24 protein-coding genes are annotated in these 24217 nt (G+C 64.5%); 15 read left to right on the top strand and 9 right to left on the bottom strand.

The features are described from left to right. Nucleotide 1: 1 nt before the first annotated feature. The 4 genes from ACQP1T_RS13175 to ACQP1T_RS13190 form a co-directional block, all read right to left on the bottom strand. Nucleotides 2-766 carry a ferredoxin reductase gene (locus ACQP1T_RS13175; protein ID WP_433760307.1) on the bottom strand — a complete coding sequence of 255 codons (765 nt, stop codon included), beginning with the start codon at nt 764-766 and terminating at the stop codon, nt 2-4. Further along, a complete protein-coding gene (locus ACQP1T_RS13180) occupies nt 736-1335 on the bottom strand; it encodes a molybdopterin-dependent oxidoreductase (RefSeq protein WP_433760308.1) in 600 nt (199 codons plus the stop codon). The genes ACQP1T_RS13175 and ACQP1T_RS13180 overlap by 31 nt, the downstream gene beginning before the upstream one ends. Before the next feature lie 502 nt (nt 1336-1837). After that, the gene (locus tag ACQP1T_RS13185) at nt 1838-2086 is read right to left on the bottom strand and encodes a hypothetical protein (RefSeq protein ID WP_433762586.1); all 249 of its coding nucleotides are present in this window, start codon (nt 2084-2086) and stop codon (nt 1838-1840) included. Between the two features lie 218 nt (nt 2087-2304). Continuing rightward, nucleotides 2305-2748, bottom strand: a complete 444-nt coding sequence (locus tag ACQP1T_RS13190; RefSeq protein WP_433760309.1) for a hypothetical protein — start codon at nt 2746-2748, stop codon at nt 2305-2307. 632 nt (nt 2749-3380) lie between these two features. Between ACQP1T_RS13190 and ACQP1T_RS13195 the strand changes: the two genes are divergently transcribed. The 3 genes from ACQP1T_RS13195 (at nt 3381) to ACQP1T_RS13205 (ending at nt 7616) form a co-directional block, all read left to right on the top strand. Next, nucleotides 3381-4130, top strand: coding sequence for an NYN domain-containing protein (locus ACQP1T_RS13195; protein ID WP_433760311.1), 750 nt, complete (start codon nt 3381-3383; stop codon nt 4128-4130). A gap of 230 nt (nt 4131-4360) precedes the next feature. Continuing rightward, a complete protein-coding gene (locus tag ACQP1T_RS13200) occupies nt 4361-5572 on the top strand; it encodes a TetR/AcrR family transcriptional regulator (protein ID WP_433760312.1) in 1212 nt (403 codons plus the stop codon). A 208-nt stretch (nt 5573-5780) separates the two neighbouring features. Next, on the top strand, nt 5781-7616 hold the full coding sequence (locus ACQP1T_RS13205) for an acyl-CoA dehydrogenase (protein WP_433760313.1): 1836 nt from the start codon (nt 5781-5783) through the stop codon (nt 7614-7616). 196 nt (nt 7617-7812) lie between these two features. On the opposite strand, the gene ACQP1T_RS13210 is transcribed toward ACQP1T_RS13205, so the two are convergent. Beyond that, the gene (locus ACQP1T_RS13210; protein WP_433760315.1) at nt 7813-9180 is read right to left on the bottom strand and encodes an FAD-dependent oxidoreductase; all 1368 of its coding nucleotides are present in this window, start codon (nt 9178-9180) and stop codon (nt 7813-7815) included. Between the two features lie 141 nt (nt 9181-9321). Between ACQP1T_RS13210 and ACQP1T_RS13215 the strand changes: the two genes are divergently transcribed. Then, nucleotides 9322-9894: a TetR/AcrR family transcriptional regulator gene (locus ACQP1T_RS13215; protein WP_433760317.1), complete on the top strand. Its 573-nt coding sequence runs from the start codon at nt 9322-9324 to the stop codon at nt 9892-9894. 501 nt (nt 9895-10395) lie between these two features. Here ACQP1T_RS13215 and ACQP1T_RS13220 read toward each other — a convergent pair. From ACQP1T_RS13220 to ACQP1T_RS13235, 4 genes are all read right to left on the bottom strand, one after another. After that, a complete protein-coding gene (locus ACQP1T_RS13220; protein ID WP_433760320.1) occupies nt 10396-11421 on the bottom strand; it encodes a 2-oxo acid dehydrogenase subunit E2 in 1026 nt (341 codons plus the stop codon). A gap of 139 nt (nt 11422-11560) precedes the next feature. Beyond that, nucleotides 11561-12757, bottom strand: coding sequence for an oxidoreductase (locus ACQP1T_RS13225; RefSeq protein WP_433760321.1), 1197 nt, complete (start codon nt 12755-12757; stop codon nt 11561-11563). Between the two features lie 42 nt (nt 12758-12799). After that, entirely contained in the window at nt 12800-13651 is an 852-nt protein-coding gene (locus ACQP1T_RS13230) for a fumarylacetoacetate hydrolase family protein (RefSeq protein ID WP_433760323.1), read from the bottom strand. A 51-nt stretch (nt 13652-13702) separates the two neighbouring features. After that, nucleotides 13703-14224 (bottom strand): flavin reductase family protein, encoded by a 522-nt coding sequence (locus ACQP1T_RS13235; RefSeq protein WP_433762185.1) that lies wholly within the window; start codon nt 14222-14224, stop codon nt 13703-13705. Between the two features lie 327 nt (nt 14225-14551). Here ACQP1T_RS13235 and ACQP1T_RS13240 point away from each other — a divergent pair, with 327 nt between their 5' ends. From ACQP1T_RS13240 to ACQP1T_RS13290, 11 genes are all read left to right on the top strand, one after another. Continuing rightward, complete coding sequence (locus ACQP1T_RS13240) at nt 14552-15220, top strand: TetR/AcrR family transcriptional regulator (protein WP_433760325.1); 669 nt, start codon at nt 14552-14554, stop codon at nt 15218-15220. A 272-nt stretch (nt 15221-15492) separates the two neighbouring features. Continuing rightward, on the top strand, nt 15493-15849 hold the full coding sequence (locus ACQP1T_RS13245; RefSeq protein WP_433760327.1) for a DoxX family protein: 357 nt from the start codon (nt 15493-15495) through the stop codon (nt 15847-15849). 20 nt (nt 15850-15869) lie between these two features. Beyond that, nucleotides 15870-17054 carry a cytochrome P450 gene (locus tag ACQP1T_RS13250; RefSeq protein WP_433760328.1) on the top strand — a complete coding sequence of 395 codons (1185 nt, stop codon included), beginning with the start codon at nt 15870-15872 and terminating at the stop codon, nt 17052-17054. 13 nt (nt 17055-17067) lie between these two features. Continuing rightward, nucleotides 17068-17265, top strand: coding sequence for a ferredoxin (locus ACQP1T_RS13255; protein WP_433754399.1), 198 nt, complete (start codon nt 17068-17070; stop codon nt 17263-17265). A gap of 263 nt (nt 17266-17528) precedes the next feature. Further along, a complete protein-coding gene (locus ACQP1T_RS13260) occupies nt 17529-18227 on the top strand; it encodes a TetR/AcrR family transcriptional regulator (protein WP_433760329.1) in 699 nt (232 codons plus the stop codon). 12 nt (nt 18228-18239) lie between these two features. Next, entirely contained in the window at nt 18240-19091 is an 852-nt protein-coding gene (locus ACQP1T_RS13265) for an MlaE family ABC transporter permease (protein WP_433762186.1), read from the top strand. Continuing rightward, nucleotides 19091-19957: an ABC transporter permease gene (locus tag ACQP1T_RS13270; protein ID WP_433760330.1), complete on the top strand. Its 867-nt coding sequence runs from the start codon at nt 19091-19093 to the stop codon at nt 19955-19957. Before ACQP1T_RS13265 ends, ACQP1T_RS13270 begins: the two co-directional genes overlap by 1 nt. Before the next feature lie 5 nt (nt 19958-19962). Further along, the gene (locus tag ACQP1T_RS13275) at nt 19963-21027 is read left to right on the top strand and encodes an MlaD family protein (RefSeq protein WP_433760331.1); all 1065 of its coding nucleotides are present in this window, start codon (nt 19963-19965) and stop codon (nt 21025-21027) included. Beyond that, on the top strand, nt 21024-22031 hold the full coding sequence (locus tag ACQP1T_RS13280; protein WP_433760332.1) for an MlaD family protein: 1008 nt from the start codon (nt 21024-21026) through the stop codon (nt 22029-22031). The genes ACQP1T_RS13275 and ACQP1T_RS13280 overlap by 4 nt, the downstream gene beginning before the upstream one ends. Further along, on the top strand, nt 22019-23062 hold the full coding sequence (locus ACQP1T_RS13285; protein ID WP_433760333.1) for an MlaD family protein: 1044 nt from the start codon (nt 22019-22021) through the stop codon (nt 23060-23062). Before ACQP1T_RS13280 ends, ACQP1T_RS13285 begins: the two co-directional genes overlap by 13 nt. 29 nt (nt 23063-23091) lie before the next feature. After that, nucleotides 23092-24165, top strand: a complete 1074-nt coding sequence (locus tag ACQP1T_RS13290) for an MlaD family protein (RefSeq protein WP_433760335.1) — start codon at nt 23092-23094, stop codon at nt 24163-24165. The last annotated feature ends 52 nt before the right edge of the window (nt 24166-24217 follow it).

Below are 24217 nucleotides of genomic sequence, written 5' to 3' on the forward strand. Positions count from 1 at the left end.
GTCAGCCTCCTGTGGGGCCGAAGCGTTCGGTTCTGATCTGGCGGGGGTTGTGGCCCAGGGCCACCAGCTGGGCCGCGGCGGTCTCGACGAAGCCAGTTGGCCCGCAGACTAAACAGACCGGCTCGAACTCCGGCGGCCAGCCATAGGTCTGCAGGTCCGCGAGTTGCAGGCGCTTGGCGGGTCTCGGCCAGCCCTCAGGCGTGTGCCGGGTGTATAGGTGGGTGACGTCCAGGCCGCCGTCACCGGGCTGCGGGGTGCGCAGTTCGGAGGTGTAGTACTGGTCCTCGGGGGTGCGGACCGAGTAGATCAGCCGGAAGGGGGTGCGGCTGCCGAGGCTGCGGCGCATGCGGATCATGGCCATCAACGGGACGATCCCCGATCCGCCGCCCATCAGCAGCACCGGGCGGATGTCGGCCGGGCGCCAGACGAACCAGCCGCCCACCGGTCCCCGGATCTCCACCAGGTCACCGATCTCCATCACATCGGCCAGATACGGCGAGACCTCCCCATCGGCTACACGCTGCACCGTCAGCTCGATCCGGTCGTCGTCGGGTGCCGAAGCCAGTGAGTAGCTGCGCTGGGTGCTGTAGCCATCCTCGGCGGTCAGCCGTACATCCACGTGCTGACCGGCCAGGTGCCCGGACCAGCCGGGCACATCGAAGACCAGTGTTCGGGCCGAAAGCGTCTCATTGCGCAGACCGACCAACCGGGCGGCCTGCCAGATCAGGGGAGCCTTCAGTCGCCCTGGTACCGCTGCTCGCGCCACGGATCACCATAGTCGTGGTAGCCGGCGCTCTCCCAGAACCCCGGCTCGTCCTCGGTCAGCAGCTGCATCCCGTTCACCCACTTGGCCGACTTCCACAGGTACAGATGCGGCACCAGCAGCCGGGCCGGGCCGCCGTGCACCGGAGCCAGGTCCTCGCCCTGGTACTGGTAGGCGATCCACGCGCCGCCGTTCAGCATGTCCTCCAGCGGCAGATTCGTCGTGTAGTCGCCGTAGGAGTGGACCAGCGCGAAATCGGCCGCCGTCTCCACCCCGGCGAACAGCGTGTCCAGCGACACCCCTTGCCAGTCGGTGCCCAGCTTCGACCATTTGGTCACGCAGTGCAGGTCTACCGTCGGCCGCTCGCTCGGCAGCGCCAACAGGTCCTGCCACGTCCAGCGGTGACGTGTCCCGCTCTCGGTTGTGATGGTGAACTCCCACTCTTCCGGTGCGATGCTCGGCGTGGGACCGGCTGACAGCACCGGAAAGTCGTCGGTGAGATATTGCCCGGGAGGCAGCTTTACATCCGCTGGACGCGTCCGGCCGTGAAAGCCTCGCGAAATGATTCCCATGAACCTGCCCCATTCCTCAGAGGAATACGACGCTGACGCCTCAGGGGGCGACATCTTCATTATGGGAGACGGGAGCGGAAATCGCTCGTTGTTGGCTAGTTTGCCGCGCCTCAAATTAGGCGGGCAAGTTAGTCGTGACTTGTTTTGTTGTGAGTTGAAGGGTTTGTTGCTCCTGACGCGATCCTTAACGGCACGAATGGAGCAAACCCGCAGGTGGCGGTGTACGGCCAGGACAGTGGTGTCCAGGCGATGCCCGGACCTGAATTTTGGGCATTAATGCCACAGCTAGGTGTCCGGAGGGGGTATCGACCAGTACGCCAACCTCCTGCAACACCGAAAACTGCTGGTCATCGGGAAATAGCGGTGACGGTTTTGGTCCGGTTGCCGCAGGTTTGTGGCCGCGGCAGGACACGCAAAACATGGTCGGGTTTTGTGATGACGGCGTCAGTACGGGAGGAACTCTCCTGGCCCGGAAACCGGGACACGAGAAGGAATCCAGATATTACCGCTCGTGCGATTCTTGGAGAACGGTCCGTCCGAGCATGGCGTAGCGGGCCGGGTCACGCTGTTTCAAGTACAGCGCGTAGCCGATGCCGGACCCGGCGACGAGGGCTACCAGCCACGGGGTGGCGCGCAGCACAAACGAGCCGGGCAGGGTCCTGGGTTCACGGCAGCCATTGGTCGAGAAGTCGCATCCCCAACCGGCCGCGGGCGTAGTGGTCTGTCCGGAGGGGTATCGACCAGAAGCCATCGCCCACACCCTCAACACCAGACCACGCAAAACCCTCGGATGGAAGACACCTGCCGAAGCCTTCAACGAGTACCTACAATCGCTTCGACAACCCGGTATTGCGACCACCGATTGAATCCGGCCAGTTTCCTCCAGAAAGTTCGGGCGCGCAACGGATTACATGGATCTATGGGCCGCGTCGGCGTATGCCCCTCATCCGCCCGCACCCAGGCGCTCGGCTATGGCACCAGCAGATACCACTCCGCGAACGGGCCCTGGATCGGCCAAGTGTCGGCCATGATCTTGGCCGGACCCATGCCCACCCACAGGTCCACGGTCACGGTGTCGCCCGGCGTCGCATCAGTGTGCACATACACATCTTGCGCCCGCGCACCCGCTGAGCCCAGCCACCCCAGCATCACATGATTGCCGCATGGCCCGCGCTGATAGCCCAGTGGTGTCACGTGGGCCAGCACGTGGCCGGGCAGATGCGGTGCGGCCTCCACCGCCACGCCGATCGTCCCAGCACAGAAATTCGCATCCCCGAAGGTGTAGAGGGTGGTGCCGAACGGCGCCCATTGCGGTAGCGGATCCGCCTGTGCCGGCGTCGCCTGTATTCCACACATCAACGCACCGATCCCTGCCGACACCACGACCCCTGCCGCTACTCGCCGCACTGTCATCAGTCGATGTCCTTCCCGCGAACCAACACACTCACAGTCGTACTACCCGCTCCAGCAATATAGCCCGGACGGATCCGCATGACATCGCGGCGTATGGCCGAAAGTCGTTCCGCCAGTGAGCATATCGAACCACCGCTACCCCGTGGGAGGTTCAAGCTTTCTCCTAGCCGCCGGGAGTGTGGCATTATCTCGCCGAGATCCCTTGGGCGGTATTAGTTTTGCCCGATTCCGGCGGCGCCGACGGAGAATGGACTCGGCAAATAAGGCCGCCAACCTAGAGGACTGAGGGGCCGGAGTGTTGTTTGCCGATTGCGGAGGGCCCGCGGCCGTCTGGAACGTACACAGAACCCTTCGCCGCGCGAATATCTGCCGCGTTGCCTGGTGCGCTGCGATGCGTCCGGCCACACGATGCAGGCCGAAGTGGTAAGCGGGATCGTCTACTGCCACGCGCCTTGACCTGCGGAAACAGTAAGTATTGAGCTATCGTTCGAGGGCGCTAGCCGGGATCAGCGTGCGCGAGATGCACACCGTCCATAAAGCCCGATGCGAACTCTCGGCCGAACCCGATGAAGATCCAGAACACTCCCATCGCGACTACGGTTGGTTCTCGACCGTCTGCGAGAGGAAACGTCTTGGCCAGCGATAATGCGACGCGGCTTGCCGTGCTCATCGACGCGGACAACTCCGCGCCCACAATCGCCGAAGGCTTGCTGGCCGAGGTCGCCAAGTACGGGACCGCGCACGTCAAGCGCGCCTACGGCGATTGGACCAGCACCAATTTGAAGGGCTGGAAGGAACACCTGCTCGCCCAGTCCATCCAGCCGATCCAACAGTTCGGCTACACCACCGGCAAGAACGCCACCGATTCGGCGATGATCATCGACGCGATGGATCTGCTGTACACCGGCAAGCTCGACGGTTTTGTCATCGTCTCGAGCGATAGCGATTTCACCAGACTGGCCAGCCGGATCCGCGAATCCGGGCTGACCGTATACGGATTCGGCCAGCGCAAGACGCCGAAACCGTTCGTCGCGGCATGCGACAAGTTCATCTACACCGAAAATCTCGCCGAGGTCACCGAAGAAACGCCCGCACCCAAACGCCGCAGCGTCGAGGCGAATCAGCTCAAGGGCGACAGCAAGCTGATGAACCTGCTCCGCAATGCGGTCGACGCCGCGTCCGATGACAGCGGCTGGGCCCGCTTGGACACCGTGGGCTCCATCATCACCAAGCAGCGGCCCGACTTCGATTCCCGCAGTTACGGTTTCGGTAAACTGGGCGAGCTGTTCGCCGCGACCACCTTGTTCGATATGGATCCACGAAGTCCGGGCGACGGCAAGCCGCCGATCACTCACGTGCGCGACATCCGCAACCGCCCGTAGAAGCTGGTGCGTTCAATTCGTCGACGGGGCCGACCGGCGATCGACTGCGCCGATGATCGCATGGACATGCCCGATCGCAACGGCGCGAGGGGCAGCGTTGGTCAGCCCCAGCACGATGTCGGTCGCCTTCGCGGGCGACCCCCGGCACGCAGCGGCGGCACGACACTGACACTTCGCGATCTCGACCCGCTTCCCTCGGGTCCGGGTCCGGTGGGCAAGACTGGGTGGCGATGCGCACCACTTCCCGTAGCCGACCACCGAACCGGCGTGCCATGATCCTCGCCGCCGCGGTAGATGCCTTTGCCCACCGCGGATATCACGGGACGTCTATGGCCGATATTGCTGCGGCCGTGGGTATTTCGGCGCCAGCGCTGTATCGCCATTTTCGTAACAAACAGCAGCTGCTCGGGCAGTGTCTGTTGGTTGGACTCGATGACACCCTGGCGAGGATCGCCGCGGCCAGTCGTGCCGACAGCCGCGGCTCCGCGGTGCCGTTCGAGCTGGTTCGGGTGGCGCTGGAGCTGCGCGGGCTGCCGAGGTTGTGGCAGTTGGAGTTTCGGAATCTCGCGCCTGACGATCGAAGTGCTGTGCTGGTGCGCGTCATCCGGCTCACCGGGCATCTGCGGCGCTGGATCCACGGGTCTCGGCCGGAGCTGAGCGGTCCGGACGTCGAGCTGCTGAGTTGGTGCGTGCTCTCGGTCGCGATGAGCCCGTCCTATCATCGCGCCGAGTTGCCGCCACCTATGACGGCCCATGTGCTCGATGCTGCTGTCGCAGCGGTGGTCTCGACTCGACTGCCTAGGTCGGCAAGCAGTGGCCTGGTACGGCCGGTGCGTTCGGATACCGGCAATATCGAACTGGATCGGGCGCTGCGGTCGGAGCGGATGCTGGCCGAGGCTGCGCGATTGTTCAGCACGCGCGGATACGCCGCGGTCGGTATCGAGGATATCGGCGCGGCCGTGGGCGTATCCGGGCCCGCGCTGTACTACCACTTTTCGAGCAAGGCCGACCTGCTGGATCAGATTGTGCGCCGACAGGACGAATGGCTACGGCTGATGCTCGCACGGGCGGTCGCGGAGGGGCGCAGCGCCGAGGAGTCGATGCGATCGCTCATGCGTAGTTTCGCGCGCTTCGGCGTCGACGAACCGGATCTACTCGCCATCACCGTCAGCGAGGCGCGGCACTTGCCCGGCGATGCGGTGCAGCGGTATCGCCGAGTGCGCCGAGACGGGATCGCCCAGTGGGGCAGGCTGTTGCAGGCCGCGCGGCCTGAGGTTCCGCTACCGGTGGCTCGAGTACTGGTTCGCGCCGCCGCCACTGTTGTCATCGACGCCGTGCGTAATCCGCGGTTGTGTCGGCGGGGAGATTTCGCCGATGTGCTGGTTGCCGTGGGGGAGCACATCCAATCGGCTCCAATCGGACAGCGGGGTATGGCGAAGTGATTCGCGCCACTTAGTGGCCATTAACTTTTGATCGCCAACGGTAGTGCTATCAGAGAATTCGTCCCCGGGTTTGCCCGGAATATCTGCTTAGCGGCTGTTAACTTGCGATTGCGCTCCGCCTGCGGCTGCCGCAGAGTGTGGCCGGACGGCGACGCGTCCATGCAACCGTCTGCGGCACTTCACTCTTTTTTCGAAAGGCATTGGCCCCGTGAGCCATTACAAGAGCAACGTGCGTGACCTCGTTTTCAACCTGTTCGAGGTGTATGGGCTCGACGCCGTACTTGCGTCGGGTGCTTACGGTGACCTGGACGGCGACACCGTGCGGTCGATGCTGACCGAAGCGGCCCGGCTGGCAGAAGGCCCAGTGGCCGCACACTACGCCGAGACCGACCGCACCCCACCGGTGTTCGACCCGCCGACGCACTCGGTGCGGCTGCCGGAAGAATTCAAGACGGCGGTGCGGGCCTGGCAGGACGCCGAATGGTGGCGGGTGGGCAAGGCCGAGGAGATCGGCGGCGTGCCTGCACCAGCCATGATCGCCTGGGCCGTGTCAGAATTCGTGCTGGGTGCGCAACCTGCTGCCTACATGTACCTCACCGGCACCATCATGGCGAACATCATCCACGGTATCGGCACCCCACAGCAGCAGCGCTGGGCGAAGCTGATGGTGCAGCGGAACTGGGGCGCGACCATGGTGCTCACAGAACCGGACGCGGGTTCGGATGTGGGCGCCGGCCGCACGAAAGCCGTTCGGCAGCAGGATGGTTCGTGGCATATCGAGGGCATCAAGCGCTTCATCACAAGCGCTGATTCGGACGATCTGTCCGAGAACATCATGCATGTGGTCCTGGCTCGGCCCGAGGGCGCCGGACCTGGCACGAAGGGACTGTCGCTGTTCCTGGTGCCTAAATTCCATTTCGATCCCGAATCCGGTGAGCTCGGTAAACGAAACGGCGTTTTCGTCACCAATGTCGAGCACAAGATGGGCCTGAAGGCGTCGGCGACCTGTGAGCTGACCTTCAGCGGACACGGCGTGCCGGCCGTCGGCTGGCTGGTCGGCGACCGGCACGACGGCATCGCGCAGATGTTCAAGGTCATCGAGGAAGCGCGAATGATGGTGGGCACCAAGGCGATCGCCACACTGTCCACCGGATATCTGACGGCTCTGGAGTACGCCAAGACCCGAGTGCAGGGCGCCGACCTCACGCAGACGGCCGACAAGAGCGCGCCGAAGGTGACCATCATCCACCATCCGGACGTACGCCGCTCCCTGCTGCTACAGAAGGCGTATGCCGAGGGTCTACGCTCGGTCTACCTCTACGCCGCCGGCCATCAGAACGATGTCGTGGCCCGGCACCTGTCGGGCGCGGACCCGGAGCTGGCGGCGCAGGTCAACGATCTGCTGCTGCCGATCGTCAAAGGCGTCGGATCCGAGCGCGCCTATCAATATCTTGCCGAATCGCTACAGACGCTGGGCGGATCCGGCTATCTGCAGGACTACCCGATCGAGCAGTACATCCGCGACTCGAAGATCGACTCGCTGTACGAGGGCACCACGGCAATCCAGGCGCAGGACTTCATCTTCCGCAAGATCGCACGCAATCGTGGTGTCGCGCTGGCACACCTGCTCGGCAAAGTCCGGGAGACAGCGGAATCCGAGCACGGCCAGGCGCGGCTGAAGATGGCCAAGGAACTGCTGGCCACCGCGGTCGAACAGGTGCAGCAGATGGTCGCCGCGCTGAGCGGTTACCTCCTCGCGACCCCGGAACAGCCGTCCGAACTGTACAAGGTCGGCCTGGGGTCGGTTCGCTTTCTGCTGGCCGTCGGGGATCTCCTGGTGGGATGGCGCCTGATCGTCGCCGCGGAAACCGCGCTCACCACATTGGATTCCGATCCGGACGGCGCCGATCGAGCCTTCTATGAAGGCAAAGTCGCGGTGGCCGGGTTCTTCGCTCAGCAGGTGCTGCCGCGACTGAGTGCCGACCATGCGGTCATCGCTGCCCTGGACACCGACATTATGACAGCTGCCGAGAGCATGTTCTGAGTCGGCCAGCAGCAGGTCGGGCGCGGCGGCGAGAGCGGTTTCCGACGGCTTGCGAGGTGGTGACACGCCAGAGTTGGGCGTTGTCGTCCCGGGCGGCGTCGAGGACGTCGTGTCCGAATCGATGGTCGATGACGCCGAAGTCGTCGGCGCAGCGGTGCAGATAGTCCTTGATCTCGGATTGCGGTGGGACTCTCGATCATTTGCGACCCACCTTCAGCAGGCCACCGAGGCTGTCCAGTGCCGTACGGGCATTGGCGATGCCGATACGCGCGACGACGGCGGGTGACAGGAGGGCGCTGGGTTTGTCGACCAGTCCCATCACCCGGTACAAAGCTGTCGCGACCGCGGAGTCCTGCTCGGCCGCGATCAACACCGGATCCAGAGCCGCGACCGCGGCTCGGACCGGCAGTGAGGCGCTGGCGGTGACGTGTGGCATCGCGCCGTCAGCGATCACAGTGAGCTGCCAAGCGTTGTCGATCTCGGGCGTGACCGCCGTGTAAAACCTTGTGGCAAGGTCCTTTCCACCTCGGGCGAGGCAGTCGCGCAGCACGGTCATCTGGATCGCGGCGACCGTCATTCCCTGGCCGTAAACGGGGCTGAAGCTGCACACGCTGTCGCCGACCGCGAGCAGGCCCTCGGGGAAACGGTCGAGCCGTTCGTAGCGCCGCCGCAAGTTGGCCTTGTATCGGAAGGCCGAGATCTCGCCGAGGAGTTCACCGTTCTTGATGGCATCGAGTACATCGGGTGGGGCGATGGCTGCGGCGAAGTCGAGGAATCCTGCCGGGTCCTTCGGTGGTTCCTCGCCGTCGTGGCCGATCAGCGTCAGGATGTGGCGGTCGCCTTCGACGGCGAATAAGGCCAGCGCACGCGGCGGTAGATCGCGCACACCGATCGTGATCAGCTTGTCGCGGGGCAGCGCGTTGGGCGGCAGCTGGATGAAGGTGCTGCGGTAGACGATGTCGATCGTGGTGCCTTCTTCGGCCGGCCGCTCGTAGCCGAGCTTGTCCAGCCATGACGGCACGACGCTGGCACGACCCATCGACGCCACGACCAGATCCGCATCGAGCGTCTCACGGGTGCCGTCGGTGCGGTCCAGGATCGCGACGCCGGTAACCCGGGTGCCGTCGGCGCTGACGACCGGCGCCCCGGCATCGCATCTGTCGCGGATGGTGACATTGGGCAGCGCCTCGACCCGCCTGCGGAGGTGATACTCCAGGTGTGGGCGACTTGCCTGAAATGCTCTGTGCCCGGTCGGTATTCGCTTCAGGGTGCGACCGGCCATAGCGAAGCGGACTTCGGACAGCGCGTCGCATTCGACCACACCGCTGGCCTGCAGGTCCTGCCCGAACCCCGGAAACAGCTCCTCGAGGATGTCCTTACCCCGCGGCAGCAACCCATGCACGTGTCGCCCCTGCGGGACGCCTTTCCGCGCCTCGGAATCGTCGAGCAGAGCATCGCGCTCGATCACCGTCACCTTCGCGTAAGCCTCGCTGAGCACACGAGCGGCCAGCAGCCCGCCGATGCCCGCACCCAACACGACCGCATGATCGCCGATTTTCCGCATGCCCTACCTCCGAACGTCGATGTTCCGAGTCCTGCGCGTGGATCGAATCAAAGATCCATCACTGAGACTGATTGCGAATGTAGTCTCAGAACTGAAGATGCCGCAACCAGTCGAGGAGTCTCAGATCGGAGAGCGTGCAGAATGACCGGCATGACCAACGCGACGCAGTCGTCCTCGCTACTCATGGACACCGCCTTGGCGATGATGGCCGAGATCGGCCTCGATGATCTGACACTGACCGCGGTCGCCCGCCAAGCCGGCGTCTCACGCGCGACGGCCTACCGTGAGTTCGGAGACAAGAATGGTCTCATCAGCGCCGTCAGCAAAATCGAGGTAGCCCGCATGATGAGCGCCGCCTACTTGGAGATCGACATGTTCGCGCCAGTGCAGCAACTGGCGAAAGACGCTGTGGTCTTTGCCATCCGCTACCTGCGCCGACACCCGGTGATCTCCCGACTGCGCGACCGAGAACCAGCATGGCTACTCAACGTCGCGATCGAGCACGAAGGATCCAACCTCAACCTGATCGAAACCGTCGGCGCCTTCATCGCACCACTGCTCGCCGCCCGCGACGACAGCGCATCACTCACGGTGACACCAGCGCAAGCAGCAGAGATCGCCGTCCGCACCGCGCTCTCGCACGTACTGATCGAACGCAGCAACCTGACCGACGAACAAGTCGGCGAAGCGGTAGCCCGCGCCATCAGTCACTAACAGATCCCATATGCGACGGATTGCGCAATTAGTCTCAGCGAGCGAGCTGTACTCGATCGCGGTCCCTGACGGTGTGGCCAGTGCGGCACCGGGTGGCAACGGCAGTGTGCACTACACCGCCACCACCGATCCCCATCCACTGTCATTTCCATCGACGGTGGGCGAATGGATATCGACGGCGGCGTTTTCACGATCGCGGCCGCGGACGGGCGCACAGTCGCGGGTGCCGAATTGTCCTTTCGCATCGACGATTTCGTCTTTCCGATCACCGCCGATATCGACGGACGCACCGCGACATCGACGCCGCGCTTGGATCCGGCGCGTGCGATCTACCGCCCAGTGGCTTTGCCGTTCGAGGACCGGGCACCGTTCAAAACACCCTACGACCGAGAGCAGGCCGCCTGGAACCGGATGGTCACGACCATCACGACCGGTGCCACTGTCGGCACGCCGGCCGGTGGTCTGGCCGGTGGGGCGGTGGGATGCCTCCTCCGTGGTGTTTCAGCGCAGCTGCGCAGGATCGAATCCGGTCTCGAGCCTGCCACGGACCGCGCCCAAGTAGCGGGCCGCGTCGGCTCCGTCGATGATGCGATGGTCATAGGTGAGCGACAGATATGCCATCGACCGCACGCCGATCTGCAGGGCACCGTTGGTGTCGGGCAACGGAATCAGCCGTTCCACCACTGCGCCGACGCCGAGGATCGCCGATTGCGGGCGATTGATGATCGGGGTGTCGAAGAGGGCTCCGCGGCTGCCGGTGTTGGTGATGGTAAAGGTGCCACCGGTCAAGTCGTCGGCGCCGATCGTCCCGGCACGAACCCGGTCGGCGAGAGCCGAAGTGCGGATGGCGATTTCGGTGATTCCGAGCTCGTCGGCGTGGCGGATGACGGGCACCATCAGACCTTTGGCGCTGTCTACCGCCATACCCAGGTGGACGGCGTCGTGGTAGGTGAGCTCCGTACAGGCGTTATCGACGGATGCGTTGACGATTGGATGCTCGCCCAGCGCACCGACCGCGGCGGTCGCGACAAATGGAAGGAACGACAGTCTTACACCGGTGCGCCGGGCGAATTCCTGTTTCTCGGCATCGCGCAGTCGCGCGATCGCCGTCAGATCTACCTCTACGACGGTGGTCAGTTGGGCTGAGGTGTCGAGGGATTCACGCATCCGCCGGGCGATGGTCCGGCGGATGCGCGGCAGCGTCACCACCCGGTCAGTGGCTGGTGCGGCCAGCGGCTGGGATCGGCTTTCGACGGGATCCTCAGCAGCCGGAGCCGGTGGCTCCGGAGAAGCGACGGGTTCGACAGGGGTGCCGATTGTTGCCAGGGCCGCGCCGACAGCGACCACGGTGTCCTCGGCGACGAGGGTATCGACGAGTATGCCGGTTACGGGGCTGGGGATTTCGGTGTCGACCTTGTCGGTGGCGACTTCGAGCAGCGGCTCGCCGGCCTCGACCGGGTCCCCGCGCTGCACGAGCCAGCGGCTGATGGTGGCCTCGGTGACATTCTCACCGAGGGACGGCAGCATGACGGTGGTCGGAAAGTCCCGTTCATCGCTGACGACAAGCGGTCTCGCTTCGCTCGGCTGGCCATACCTGCCACGCCGAGGGCGCGGCGAGCACGCCCTCGACTGGACTACAGCCATGACCGTCAGATCGAGGTGCCGGTCAGATCAGCGGCGTGATGTGCTCGGGGATGCCGAGCAGAGCCTTGCCGTAGGTTTCCATCGAGACATGGGGCAGCGTCACCGCGTGCCGCGCGGCAACGTTGGAATCGCGCCAAATCCGCTGCATGGCATTGACTTCGGCGAACGCTGCGGCGCCGTGTGCGTCGAGCAAGATGTTCAGCGCCTCGTTGATACTGCGCAAGGTGATCGCGACATCACCGCGAATCCGGGCGCGGGCGATGAGCTCCGGGAACACACCAGCGTCCGCGTGCGCCTGGACGTCATCGGCTGCCCGGTAGGCGTGCAGGTGGGCGGTTTCGATCTTCATCGCGGCCTCGGCGACCAGCATCTGGAAGGCGACGGAGTCGGCTTGCCGAGTGACCGTGGTGTACGCCAGTGCCTTTTCCGCCGCCTTGGTGCGGACCAGGTTCAGCGCGGCCCGGCCGAGACCCAGTTGTGGCCCCGTGACAGCCGTGTTCAGAAACGACGTCAGGGCCGACCGGTAGAGCGGCGCATCGGGATGGTCGGAGATGTGCGCACCCGCCAGGTACGGGCCGAGCGTAGCGACGCGATGTTCGGGGACGAACGCGTCCTCGACGACGATGGTGTTGCTGCCGGACGCGCGCATGCCCGCGACATACCAGGTGTCCTCGACCCGGAAGTCTGCCCGGGGGATCGCCACCGCGACCTGGTCGAGCACCTGATCGTTGTCGTCGACCAGTAGTGCCCCGTTGGTGGTCCAGTCGGAGTGCAGACTGGCCGAAGCGTATGGCCAGCGTCCGTCCACCCGATACCCGCCGGGCACTTTACGGACTTTGCCCGACGGTGCCAGCACGCCGGAAACAATCGTGTCGGGGCCGTCGGCGTACATCTCGTCGAGGCCGCGGCCGGGATGGAGGGCGGAGGTCCAGGCATTGGTGTTCGACAGCGTGACTACCCATGCCGCGCCGCCGTCGGCCTCGGCGACCGCCGAGGCCACATCCAGCATCGACCGCAAGCTCGTCTCCAGGCCACCGAAACGCCGTGGCGTCACGATGCGGAACGCTCCGGCTTCCTTCAGTGCATCGATCGTCTCCTCGGATACTCGCCGGTCCGATTCGCTGGCGGCGGCATTCTTCCGGATCAGCGGCGCCAACTCTGCGATGCGCGTGAGCACATCCTCGATGGTCTCGGTGCGGTCATTCTCTACGGTGGTCATCCGTACTCCAAAATTACTGTGATGGTTGAAAATTCGGCAGGTTCACGCTGGATCGGCGGCAACGATGAGGTTTTGCAGTTCGCCGACACCGTCGATCCGACTGATCAGGGTCTGGCCGGGCTCCAGGAAGCGCGGCGGATTCATCGCGCTGCCGATGCCGGCGGGTGTGCCGGTGAACAGCAGGTCACCGGGCAGCAGCGGGAGCAAAGCCGACAACCGTGAGATCAGTTGCGGCACTGGGAAGATCATGTCTTTGGTACTTGTCTTCTGCACTTCCTCTCCATTGAGCGTGCAGGTCATGTGCAGGTCGTCGGGATCGGGCAGCTCGTCGGGGGTGACCAGCCAGGGGCCGATCGGGCCGTAGCCGGGAAGCGATTTGCCGAGGCTGAATTGCGGTGCGGGACCGCGAAATTGGATGGAGCGCTCGGAGATGTCCTGGGCCACGGCGACGCCGGCGACATGCTCCCAGGCGTGGTCGGCCGAGACGTTGCGGGCACCGATGCCGATCACGACCGCCAGCTCGATCTCCCAGTCGGTGGTTCCGTCGGTCGGCACTGGAATGCTGCTGTGCGCACCGGTCAGGCAGCTCGCGAACTTGGTGAACACGAGCGGGTCGCTCGGCAGGTCGAGACCGGACTCGGCGGCGTGCTGCCGATAGTTCAGTCCGATGGCGAAGATCTGCGGGGGGCGCGGCACCGGAGGTCGCAGGAGCGCGGGGTCCAGCGGCTCAGCGGCGGACAGGTCGGCGCTGTGGGCCCACTCCCGGAACGCGGTCCAACGCTCGTAGATCACCTGGGGCTCGGCGGTGAAGCGGCCGCCGCTGGCGCGCTCGACGTCGACGGCTCCCGCTGCCGTCACGATGACCAGGCGATCACCGAGATTACCGATCTTCATTGTCGCTCCTTGGAATGAAAGATGTTGTGGCACTGCTGAATTCGATGTCCGTCACGTGGTGAGACGGCGATACCGTGAGCCGTGGAAAACCAGGGGACGGGTGGTGGGATGGGCGTGGAGGCCGCGGATGGCGAGCACGACGATCGTGTGATCGCCTGCGCGAAACTCCTCGTGCAGGGCGCAGTCCAGCCATGCTGCCGCGCCGGATAGCAGCACGGCGCCCTCGGCGGTGCACTCGTATTCCACGCCCGCGAACCGATCCGGCGAGCGCGACGCCAGTTGCCGGCACATCGGCTCCTGCTCGTCACCGAGGATGCTGAGCCCCAGCCTGGGCGCATCGCGCAGCGACGCCCAGGTCCGGGAGCTGTTCATGATGCAGATCGATACCAGCGCTGGGTCCAGCGACACCGAGGTGAACGAGCTGACCACCATGCCTGCGGGTTGTTGGTTGCGCATTGCGCAGACCGCTATAACGCCACTGGGGAAACAACCGAAGGCCAGCCGCAGTTGGTCCGGACCGCTGGGCGTGGTCAATGCTGACGGCGTGGCTTCGGTCCCGAAGCTGTTGCTCATCCAATAGCTCCGCGAGAACCCGGGGGGCTGAGTTTCTCCGGTCACCGGTCCCGCGGGGTTGGAGAGGTGCCCGCCGATGCGGGCCAGTTTCTTCCGGGCCTCCATGGTCGCCTCCTTGTTGCGATCCGCCCTGAACAACGCACGGCAACGGTGCGACGTACCAGTCCTGCTACCGCGGTGGATGGGTGAGTCGGGTCACATGATGCGACCTGCCAGCAGCGTAACCATTTCGTTGATTTCATGTCAATGACTTGAAATCAACTTGTTTTTTCCCAGGTCACCGGGCACTATCGGGCGCAGCAGAGGTGTTCGGCGATGGAGGGCGCAATGACTAGCACGACCGATAAGAGCCGACCGACCTCGCGCGCCGCGCAGGCCGCCGAAACTCGGCAGCGCCTCGTCGATGCCGCGGTCGAGTTGTTCGCCGAGCGCAGTTATGACGAGGTGGCCGTGGCTGACATCTGCCGGGCCGCCGATGCCGCCCATGGGCTGGTGTTCCATTACTTCGGCACCAAGCGTGGCCTCTATTTGGAGGCGATACGGGACACCGCGAATCGCATCTTGCAGACCCATGTGCTGCGTCCCGAAATATCGCCGGTCGAGCAGATTCGCAGCGCGTTCACCGCGCAGTTCCGTTATCTGGCCGCACATCGGGGGCTTGCATTACGCCTGGTGCTAGGTGGTCGGGGCGCCGATCCCGAGGCCTGGGAGGTGTTCGAGACAGGCCGGTGGCAGACCATCGAGGCATGGATCTCGCTGCTCGGGCTCGACCCGCAGAACCAGGCCTTGCGCATGATGATCCGATCGATTGTCGGCGCGATCGACGAGGCCGCCGTTTATTGGCTGCAAAACGATGAGCCGTTCGACGTCGACGCCGTGGTCGAATGCCTGATCGAACTGGCTGTCGCGGCGCTGCGTTCGGCCGCCGCACTGGACCCCACTCTCGACGTGGAGGCTCCGCTTCGGCCGTGGCTCGACGAGTTCTATGGATCCTGAAGTCCAGCAAGGGGTTTCGCGGATAGCTCGTTGAGCGAGTAATCCCGCATGGCGGGGTGAGTTGCGCGGCCGCAGCCTCGGTGCAATTCCTCGACGGATGGGCGTACTACATCGGTGCGGGGCTGGTCGGCGCTGTTGAGAGCGATACTGACGAAATATTCAGTACCCTTGACTGGCGATATTCTCATAAGTGACGATATCCTCAGCGATTGAAGGGAGTTGTCGATGGTCGACTGCAGACCCGCAATCGAATGGAAAGTAGGTGTGGGTCGATGACGATCGCATCCATCGTGTTCGCCGTGTTGTTGGCGGTCGTATTTCTGCCCGCCGGTGCGGCCATGGCGCTGGCCGTGGCGTCGATGCGTCAGCGTGCCGCGCATTTGCACTATTCGGTGACTGCCTACCGTGGCATCGGTGTGGTGGCGATTGCCGGGGCCTTGGGCGTACTGGCTGGCACGGTCTGGTGGCCGCTCGGAGCGGCGGCCGGAATCGGGCTGGTGCTGTTCATGATCGGCGCTGTCATCTCCCATATGAAGGTCGGTGACGGTGTGGCCGAGTACGCACCGGCGATCGGCGTCGGTGTGCTGGCCCTCGCCTATGTCGTGACTGTGTTCGACGCACACCTATGACTGTTCGAAGAGGAACTGCGATGCGTAATCGAGCCCAGGTCCCGGTCTATCGCCCCGACATCTACTCGCGCCAGGGCATTCTCGATCCTTATCCGCACTATGCGCGGTTGCGCGAACTGGGGCCTGTGGTGTGGCTGGCCAAGCAACGCGCTTATGCGCTGCCCCGCTATGGCGAATGCAAAGCCGTGCTGCTCGACGATCGGACTTTCATCTCCGGAGCCGGGGTCGCGTTGAATCCGGTGGCCAACCGGCTCTCGAAGGGCACCACTCTCAACAGCGACGGTGAGGATCACAACCGCCGCCGCGCGTTGCTCGCTCGTCGGCTGGCCCCGCGGGCACTGCGCGCGATGCGTGAATCGATCGACCAGCAGGCGGCCGCGGCCGTCGACCAGGCGCTCGCCAAGGGGCGTATCGACGGTGCCGAATTGGCGGCCGCGCTGCCGATGTCGGTCGTGCCGGACCTGATCGGCTGGCCCCAGCACGGTCGAGAGCATTTGCTGCGCTGGGCGGGAGCCACATTCGACGCGCTCGGGCCACTGAACCGGCAGTCGATGTGCACCGCACCGTCGGGGATGGGGATGATGCAGTTCACCCGACAGCTCGCCCGCGAACGGGACCTGCTGCCGGGCAGCGTCGGGCAGCAAGTGCTGCAAGCTACCGACGAGGGCACGCTTTCCCGCGCCGAATGCCCCGCCCTGCTGATCGACTATCTGGCCCCGTCGCTGGACACCACGATCAGCGCTATCGCCAGCGCCATGTACCTTTTCGCACGCCACCCCGGCCAATGGCAGCTGCTCAAGGACGATCCCACCCGCATACCGAACGCGGTGAACGAGGTCGTGCGGTTCGAATCACCACTACGTGCGTTCTCCCGCAAGACAATTCGTGATGTCGACATCGCCGGAACCCCCATCCCGGCGGGCTCGCGGGTGGTGGTGATCTACTCCTCGGCCAACCGCGACCCGCTGCAATGGGACGACCCCGACACCTTCGACATCGGCCGAGACGCCACCCGGCAACTCGGTTTCGGCCACGGCGTACACGGTTGCGCCGGTCAAGGTCTCGCACGGCTGGAAACACAGGCCATGCTCGCCGCGCTCGTCGAGCGCGTCGAGCGGATCGAGATCGTCGGTGAACCCGAATGGGCGATCAACAACATCATCCACCGCTTCGAACACCTTCCCCTGCAACTCATTCCAGCCTGATAGGGAATCCATCGTGAAGATCTCCGTCGACTACCCCCGCTGCGAGGGACACGGTCTGTGCGCCGCACAGGCCCCCGAGGTATTCAGCCTCGATGACAACGCCGAACTCATCTACCAATTCGACGGCGCCGAGGTGCCCGGCGATCTCGTGACCGCCACCCGCGCGGCCGTGGGCTCCTGCCCGGTCGCGGCGCTGCGGGAGATCCCGTGAACCAGCTCGGCCCGCGCCCGTTGCTGTCGCAGTGGGCTACCTGCTCTGTAACCACCGCAGCGAGGTTGTGCGCGCCACCCAGGGACAGCCTTGCGTCGGTGCTACCCAGCAGTGCGGCACCGAGCTGGATGCATGCACAAACATCGTTCCACCTGGTATTTAATTCGGCTATAGCGTAGCCGAATTGCAGCGGAAAAATAACGGCAACAATGTTGCTGAAACCTGTTGACGTCTGTCGTGATAGCGGTCACACTGTATCCACTATGAGTGGACGAGCTACTGCCGAGGACCAGATCCACCCGAGATCCGCTCTTCGTGACCAGAGTGTCCACGGCAGCCCCGAGAGGGTGGAGTCGCAGGATGCCGAGGCGGTGAACGCCCGAACACGGAGCGGACTGCGCACGCGCGCGGCGCTGATGCGATCAGGCCGTCGGGCATTGGGTAGCGGCAGCGCCGCGAGTCTCGGGATCGCCGATCTGGCCCGTCACGCTGGTGTCGCGACCGGATCTTTCTACAACCACTTCCGTGGCAAAGACGAGCTGTTCGCTGCTGTTATCGCCGAGGTGGTCGAGGAGCTTGCCCGGATCCTGGACAACGCTGTCACGGGCATCGATGAGCCTGTCGAGTTCGTCCGGGCGCAGTTGCGGGCACTGGGTGCGCTCGGCGTCACCGATCCCGACACCGCCGCGATTGTCCTTGCCGCGCGGTACCGGATTCTCGATAGCCCTGACATCCGCTCACGCCTATCGTTCGGCATTCGTGCCGGGCTATCGGCGGGGTGCTTCCACGTCCACGATGTGGGAGCCGCTCTGGATCTGACCGGCGGGGTCGTTCTGGCGATCCTGCGAACTTCGCGGCGTGATCCGGCCGCTGTGACTGCCGAGTGGATCGAGACCCTCGCCCAGCAGGTGCTCTTCACCCTGGGACATCCGGTATGCGAGAGCATCCCGAGCGAAAGATAGATTGTTTTGACTCTGGCACCCAACGTGTCGACCGCACAGCGCAAAGATTCGTCAGCGCTGCGGATCGTGCGAACAAACTTCTCCGATACCGTCGTATCGGGCCTACGTACCTGGGGACGGACGGTCGATCTCGCGATCGAGTCCGTTCGGGAGGGGCTGCTGGATCTGGTGCGTGGCCGTTTCCAGTGGCGCGAGATGCTGCATCAGGCGTGGTACATGGTCACGGTCACGGCGTTACCCGCGATCCTCATGGCGGTTCCGTTCGGTGTGATCGTCTCGGTACAGATCGGCAACATGATCCGAGAATTGGGCGGTGACTCGCTGCTGGGGGCGGCGAGCGGGCTCGGGGTCATCAAGCAGGGCGCCCCGATCGCGACGGGACTGCTACTCGGCGGGGCCGGCGCCGCGGCGATCGCCGCAGACCTGGGCGCACGCACCATCCGCGAGGAAGTGGATGCGCTGCGGGTAATGGGCGTGAGTCCGGTCCGCAGGCTGGTGGTTCCGCGCATTGTCGCGATGGTGCTGGTCGCACCGCTGTTGAACGTGCTGATCATCTTCACCGGTGTGGCCGCGGGTTACATCGTCGCGATCAGCGCGCAGGGCGTGACGTCGGGAAGCTATTGGGCCACTTTCGGTTCCTTCACCACGGTCACCGATGTGGGGATCTCGCTGCTCGAGGCGATCCTGTTCGGGTTCATCGTGGCGGTCATCGGCTGCCAGCGGGGGCTGGAGGCCAGGGGCGGTCCCCGCGGCGTGGCCGATGGCGTGAATGCCTCGGTGGTCCTGTCGGTGGTGTCCGTGCTTGTCGTCAATCTCGTTGTCAGCCAATTGGTTCAGATGTTCGTACCGACGAGGATGGCCTGATGACCGCGACGCCGTACGCGCCGAGGGGACTGCGCTGGGCGTATCGGGTGGTCCGCCGACGGCAACGGCTGCTGCTGCCGATCGACTCGATCGGGTTCATGCTGTCGTTCTGCTGGCAGGTGCTGTCGGCGATCCCGTTGACGCTCAAGCATTATCGGACCCAAACTATTCGCGCCATCAGCGAAACGACCTGGGGGAGAGGCTCGCTGATCGTCGGCGGCGGCACGGTGCCGATGCTGATCTTGCTGGGTATGGTGCTCGGCGCGGCTGTGGGTATCCAGTCGTACGGCACGTTGAACATGATCGGGCTCGGCCCGCTGACCGGGATCGTCTCCTCGTTCGCGAGCACTCGGGAGCTGGCGCCGATCATCGCGGGTATCGGATTCGCGGCGCAGGCCGGATGCAGGATGACCGCGGAGATCGGGTCGATGCGGATATCCGAGGAGATCGACGCGATCGAATGTCTCGGTCTGCGGTCGATTCCGTTCGTGGTGACCACTCGGGTGATTGCGGGCGTGGTCGCGATCGTGCCGACCTTTCTGATCACACTGATCCTCAGCTATCTGTCCTGCACGTTGGTCGTCGTCGGCGTCCACGGCCAGGCATCGGGGGTCTACCAGCACTATTTCAGCCAGTTCGTCAGTGGTCCCGACATTGCCGCTGCCGTGCTGAAGGTGATGGTTTTCGGCATCGCGGTGATCCTGATCCATTGCTATCAGGGGTTTTTCGCGACCGGCGGTCCGGAGGGCGTCGGTATCGCCTCCGGACGTGCGGTGCGAGCCAGTTTTGTCGCGATCATCACTTTGGACATGCTGTTGAGCCTGGTCATCTGGGGTTTCAGCGCGACGATCACGTTCACGGGGTAGCGAAAATGCCAACGTATGGGTTGCCAGGGGCGGCCACCACCGGGAAGTCCGCACGGCGGACGGGCGTGATCGCCCTCGCCGTTGTCGCGGTCGTGGCCGCGGTCTGGGCCGGGTCTCAGGCGGTGCGCGCGGATGAGCGAATGCGGGTAACGCTGCGCACCGAGCAGATCGGCGACGGCGTTGTCACCGGAGCGCGAGTGCGGCTGGACGGGGTGAACGTCGGCGAAGTCACCAGTATCGAAAGTGCCGGTGACGGGCAGCAGCAGATCACGCTGCGATTGGACGAGTCCCAGCTCACCGGACTCACCGACGCACTCGTCCTCGACTACGCGCCGTCGAATCTGTTCGGCATCAGCGAGCTCGAGTTGCGCCGCGGTCAGGGCGGTAGCCCGTTACACGACGGCGGGAATGTCGATCTCACCGGCGCGTCGGCGTCTCGAGTCTCGAATGCCACGCTGGGCACACTGATTCGGTCGCTGGGGCAAACCACCGACCGGGTACTGACACCACAACTGGCCGACGTGCTGACCGCTCTGGCCACCGATGCCAAGGCCTTCACTCCGATCCTGGAAGCCGTCGTGATGCTGGGCCGTGCGGTCGCCGAAACCCAGCGCTACGATCCGTCCTTTCTGATCGGGCAGTACGCCTCCACACTGCATGGAACGGCCGAATTCGCCGGTGCCACTGTCGATCTGCTCGACCACATCAACAACATCGAAGTCCTGCGCACCGACCAGCCGCTGTTCGACTCTGGAGTCGACATGATCGCCAACCAGTTGTTCCCCGCGATCACAAACCTGGGTAACACCGGGCAGCGGCATTACGCTGGCTACAGCGACGTGCTGTCACCGTTGCTGAACGTCATGGCGCAGATGGTGCCCACCCCGCAGCGGTCGAGTGCGGAACTGCGAACCCTTCTGGAACGCATCGACCATTCGTTCGTCGACACCCCCGAGGGACCAGTTTTGCTACTCGAGCTCACCTTGCGCGGATTTCCGGTGCTGGCCGCCCCACTGTTAGGCACCGGATCGCCGGGCGATCCGGCCGCGATTGCGGGAGGTACACGATGAAATCGACGGTCGGTGTGGTTTTGCGGCTCATGGCATTCGCGGCCGGGATGGGGGTGCTGTTGGCCACGGTGGTGGCGGCGATCGAGCGGCCCGTCTCCGGGAACACCGACTCGTTCCGCGTAATTTTCACCGACGCCAATGGTTTGAAGGCCGGCGACGATGTGCGGATGTACGGCGTGCAAGTCGGCAAGGTACTGACTATCGCGTTGGATCAGGGACGAGCCTCGGTCGATATCAGCGTGCAACGCGACCACCCGGTGTTCGAGACGAGCACCTTCGCGATCCGCTACCAGACGCTGACCGGCCAGCGGTATATCGACCTACGTCAACCCGCTGCGCCCGGCCCGAGGCTGGTGGCAGGGGCGACCGTCGCGCCCGAGCACACGATCCCGTCCTTCGACATCACCACACTGTTCAACGGGCTGCAACCGGTACTTCGGGAATTTTCGCCCAGTGCCCTCAACCAGCTCGCCGAAAGCGTCCTCGCGGTGATCCAGGGCAACGGCACCGGCCTGGGACCCGCGCTGGATGCCGTGGAACAACTGAGCCGCTATGCCGTCGATCGGCAGGCCGTGATCTCCACGCTGGTCCGCAACTTGCACGACATCGACGACCGTATCGGGGGCAAGTCGCAGTATCTGGAAACTCTGATCCAGGGCCTGACCGATCTGTTCACCGTGCTGGAGGACAAACTGAAAGGCCTCGTCGACTATGCCCTTACCGCGCCGCCGGTGCTCGGTCCCATCGACGACATGTTCGCGACCCTCGGATTCACCCCCGATACCAATCCCGACCTCGAAAATGCCCTGCACGCCGCGTTTCCCGATCCGCAGGCGGCGACCGAAGTATTGGGCAAACTCCCCGGACTCCTGCAGGCGCTCGATGCGATGTTGCCTACGGCCGGACCGGGCATGAACGGGACTTGTTCTAAAGGAAATGCGTCGGTGCCAGCGCAGCTGCGGGTATTCATCGGCGGTCAGAGGATCGAGCTATGCAACCGTTGATTTCAGGACTACGCAAACGGATTCACCTCGCCAGCGATCGACCCGTCGCAGACGACCGGTCGATGCGCCGCCGTGAGCTGCGTCTGGGCCTGATCGGTGCGGCCACGGTGGTGCTGGTACTGGCTGCCTGTGGCGTCCTGTACGCAATGCCACCGGGCCAGGCGGAATACGGCGCCGATATGACCGAGGCCGGAGCCATCCGCGCCGGTGAGGACATACGTATGGCGGGCATCACCGTTGGAGCGGTCAAATCGCTCGAACTGCACGACGACCGGGTGCACATGACCTTCACGGTGGATTCCGATGTCTTCGTCGGCGATCAGTCCACTCTCGACATCCGGATGCTCACCATCGCGGGCGGCCACTATGTAGCACTGACATCGGCTGGCTCGAAACCGTTGCGCCAGAAAGTGATTGCGAAAGATCGGGTGCGGCTGCCATACACGCTCGGTCAGGCATTCCAGGACGCGGTGACCCCGATCCGCGAGGTCGATGGGGAAACTCTGCGGCAGAATCTCGGCGAGCTGCAGACGGCACTCGTCCGGAGCCCGGACGGCCTGCGACAACTGGGACGTGCGGTGGATTCCATCGTCGATATCCTCGACAGACAGAACGCGGATGTCTCACGGGCACTGGCGGTTTCGCAGGAGTACCTGAGTGCGATGAGCAGCAATACCGCGCTGTACGGTCGACTCGATCGCGAACTCAACCTCACCACCGACATCCTCGTCGGCAAGCGGGCCGAGCTACGCGCGTCGTTGGAACTGACCGAACGGATGCTGTCGCGCCTCGCGGCGGCCGAGCCTGCTTACGACAGCTCGCTGAAACCGATGCTCGACAAACTCGCCGAGCTGGTCCCCGAGCTGAATCGGCTCGCCGGCCGACTCGACCAGGTCGTGTCCACCGTCGAGCACCTGGGGCAGCAGTTGCAGCAGATCGCCGGTGGACCGAGTGGTCCCGCCGTAGACCGATCCGCGACAACTGTGCCCGCGCCCGCACTGTGCATTCCGTTGCCGGGGAGGTCTTGCTGATGCGCCGATTTCTTGCTTCCCGCGGATTCATGTCGGTCTCAGCCGTCCTGGTCATCGTCGTGATCGCGGCCGCCGGGTACGTCGTGCTGACCGGCGCCGACAAGCCGATGCGCTCGTACTGCGCGATGATGCCGGACGCGGCCGGACTCTATCTGGGCAGCCACGTCACCATGCTCGGCATCCCGGTCGGCTCGGTGACCCGGATCGAACCGTCCGGTGACGGGGTGCGGGTCGATTTTCGAGTCGAGTCCGATCACCCGCTGCGCGGCGACGTTTCGGCGGTGACACTGTCGGACACCCTGGTCGCCGACCGCAACCTCGCGATGCTGTCGGCGCCGAAACCCGCAGCCATGTGGGACTCCGGTCGATGCATCACCCGCGCACTCACCCCGAAGAGCATGACCCAGACACTGGATGCCCTGTCGAAGCTCGCGACCGAGATGAGCACGCCAGACGACCCAGCCCGACAGAGCACCGTCAGCGGCGGCGTTTCGGCCCTGGATACCGCAGTGTCGGGTACCGGCGATGCGCTCAACAAGCTGCTTTTCGAGCTCGGCGATGCGCTGAAATCACCGGACGCGGCCATCGGGCGCATCGGCGAACTGATCGATGCGATCAATACACTCAGCGCGGCGATGAGGAATAACTGGGGCGACGTCGAACATATGCTCACGCGACTCAGCGCCATGGTAGACCAAGCCAACAACGAGATAATCGCGCCGTTCGTCGGAATCATCGACGCGCTGCGAGTACTACTGCCCTGGTTCAACGACATCACCACGAAATTCGGGCGGTCGCTGCTGAACGTCGTGCGAGCGAGCGTGCCGTTGGTCCGCTGGGTCGGCGCCAATGTCGGCACACTCGAGCAGTTGGTCGACATGATTCCGACACTGACCGACGCCTTCCGAAGGTCGGTCGATCCCGGCACCGGACAGGTCGCACTCGCCTACGCCGCGCCCAAAGTGGCTCTCGCCCAACCGGATGCCGATCAAATGTGTGCGGCGATCAACGCCGCTCTCCCCGGCCGGTGTCGGTCCGGCGAAAACGGTTTGGCCGATATCGATCTGGTTCCGCTGGTACTTGCCATAGCGGGAACGAAATGAAGAACGGGTACGCGGTGCTACTGCGGTCGAAAACTTCGCTCGGCAGCCGCGG

This window comes from Nocardia sp. CA-135398, from assembly GCF_050955845.1.
Lineage (GTDB): Bacteria > Actinomycetota > Actinomycetes > Mycobacteriales > Mycobacteriaceae > Nocardia.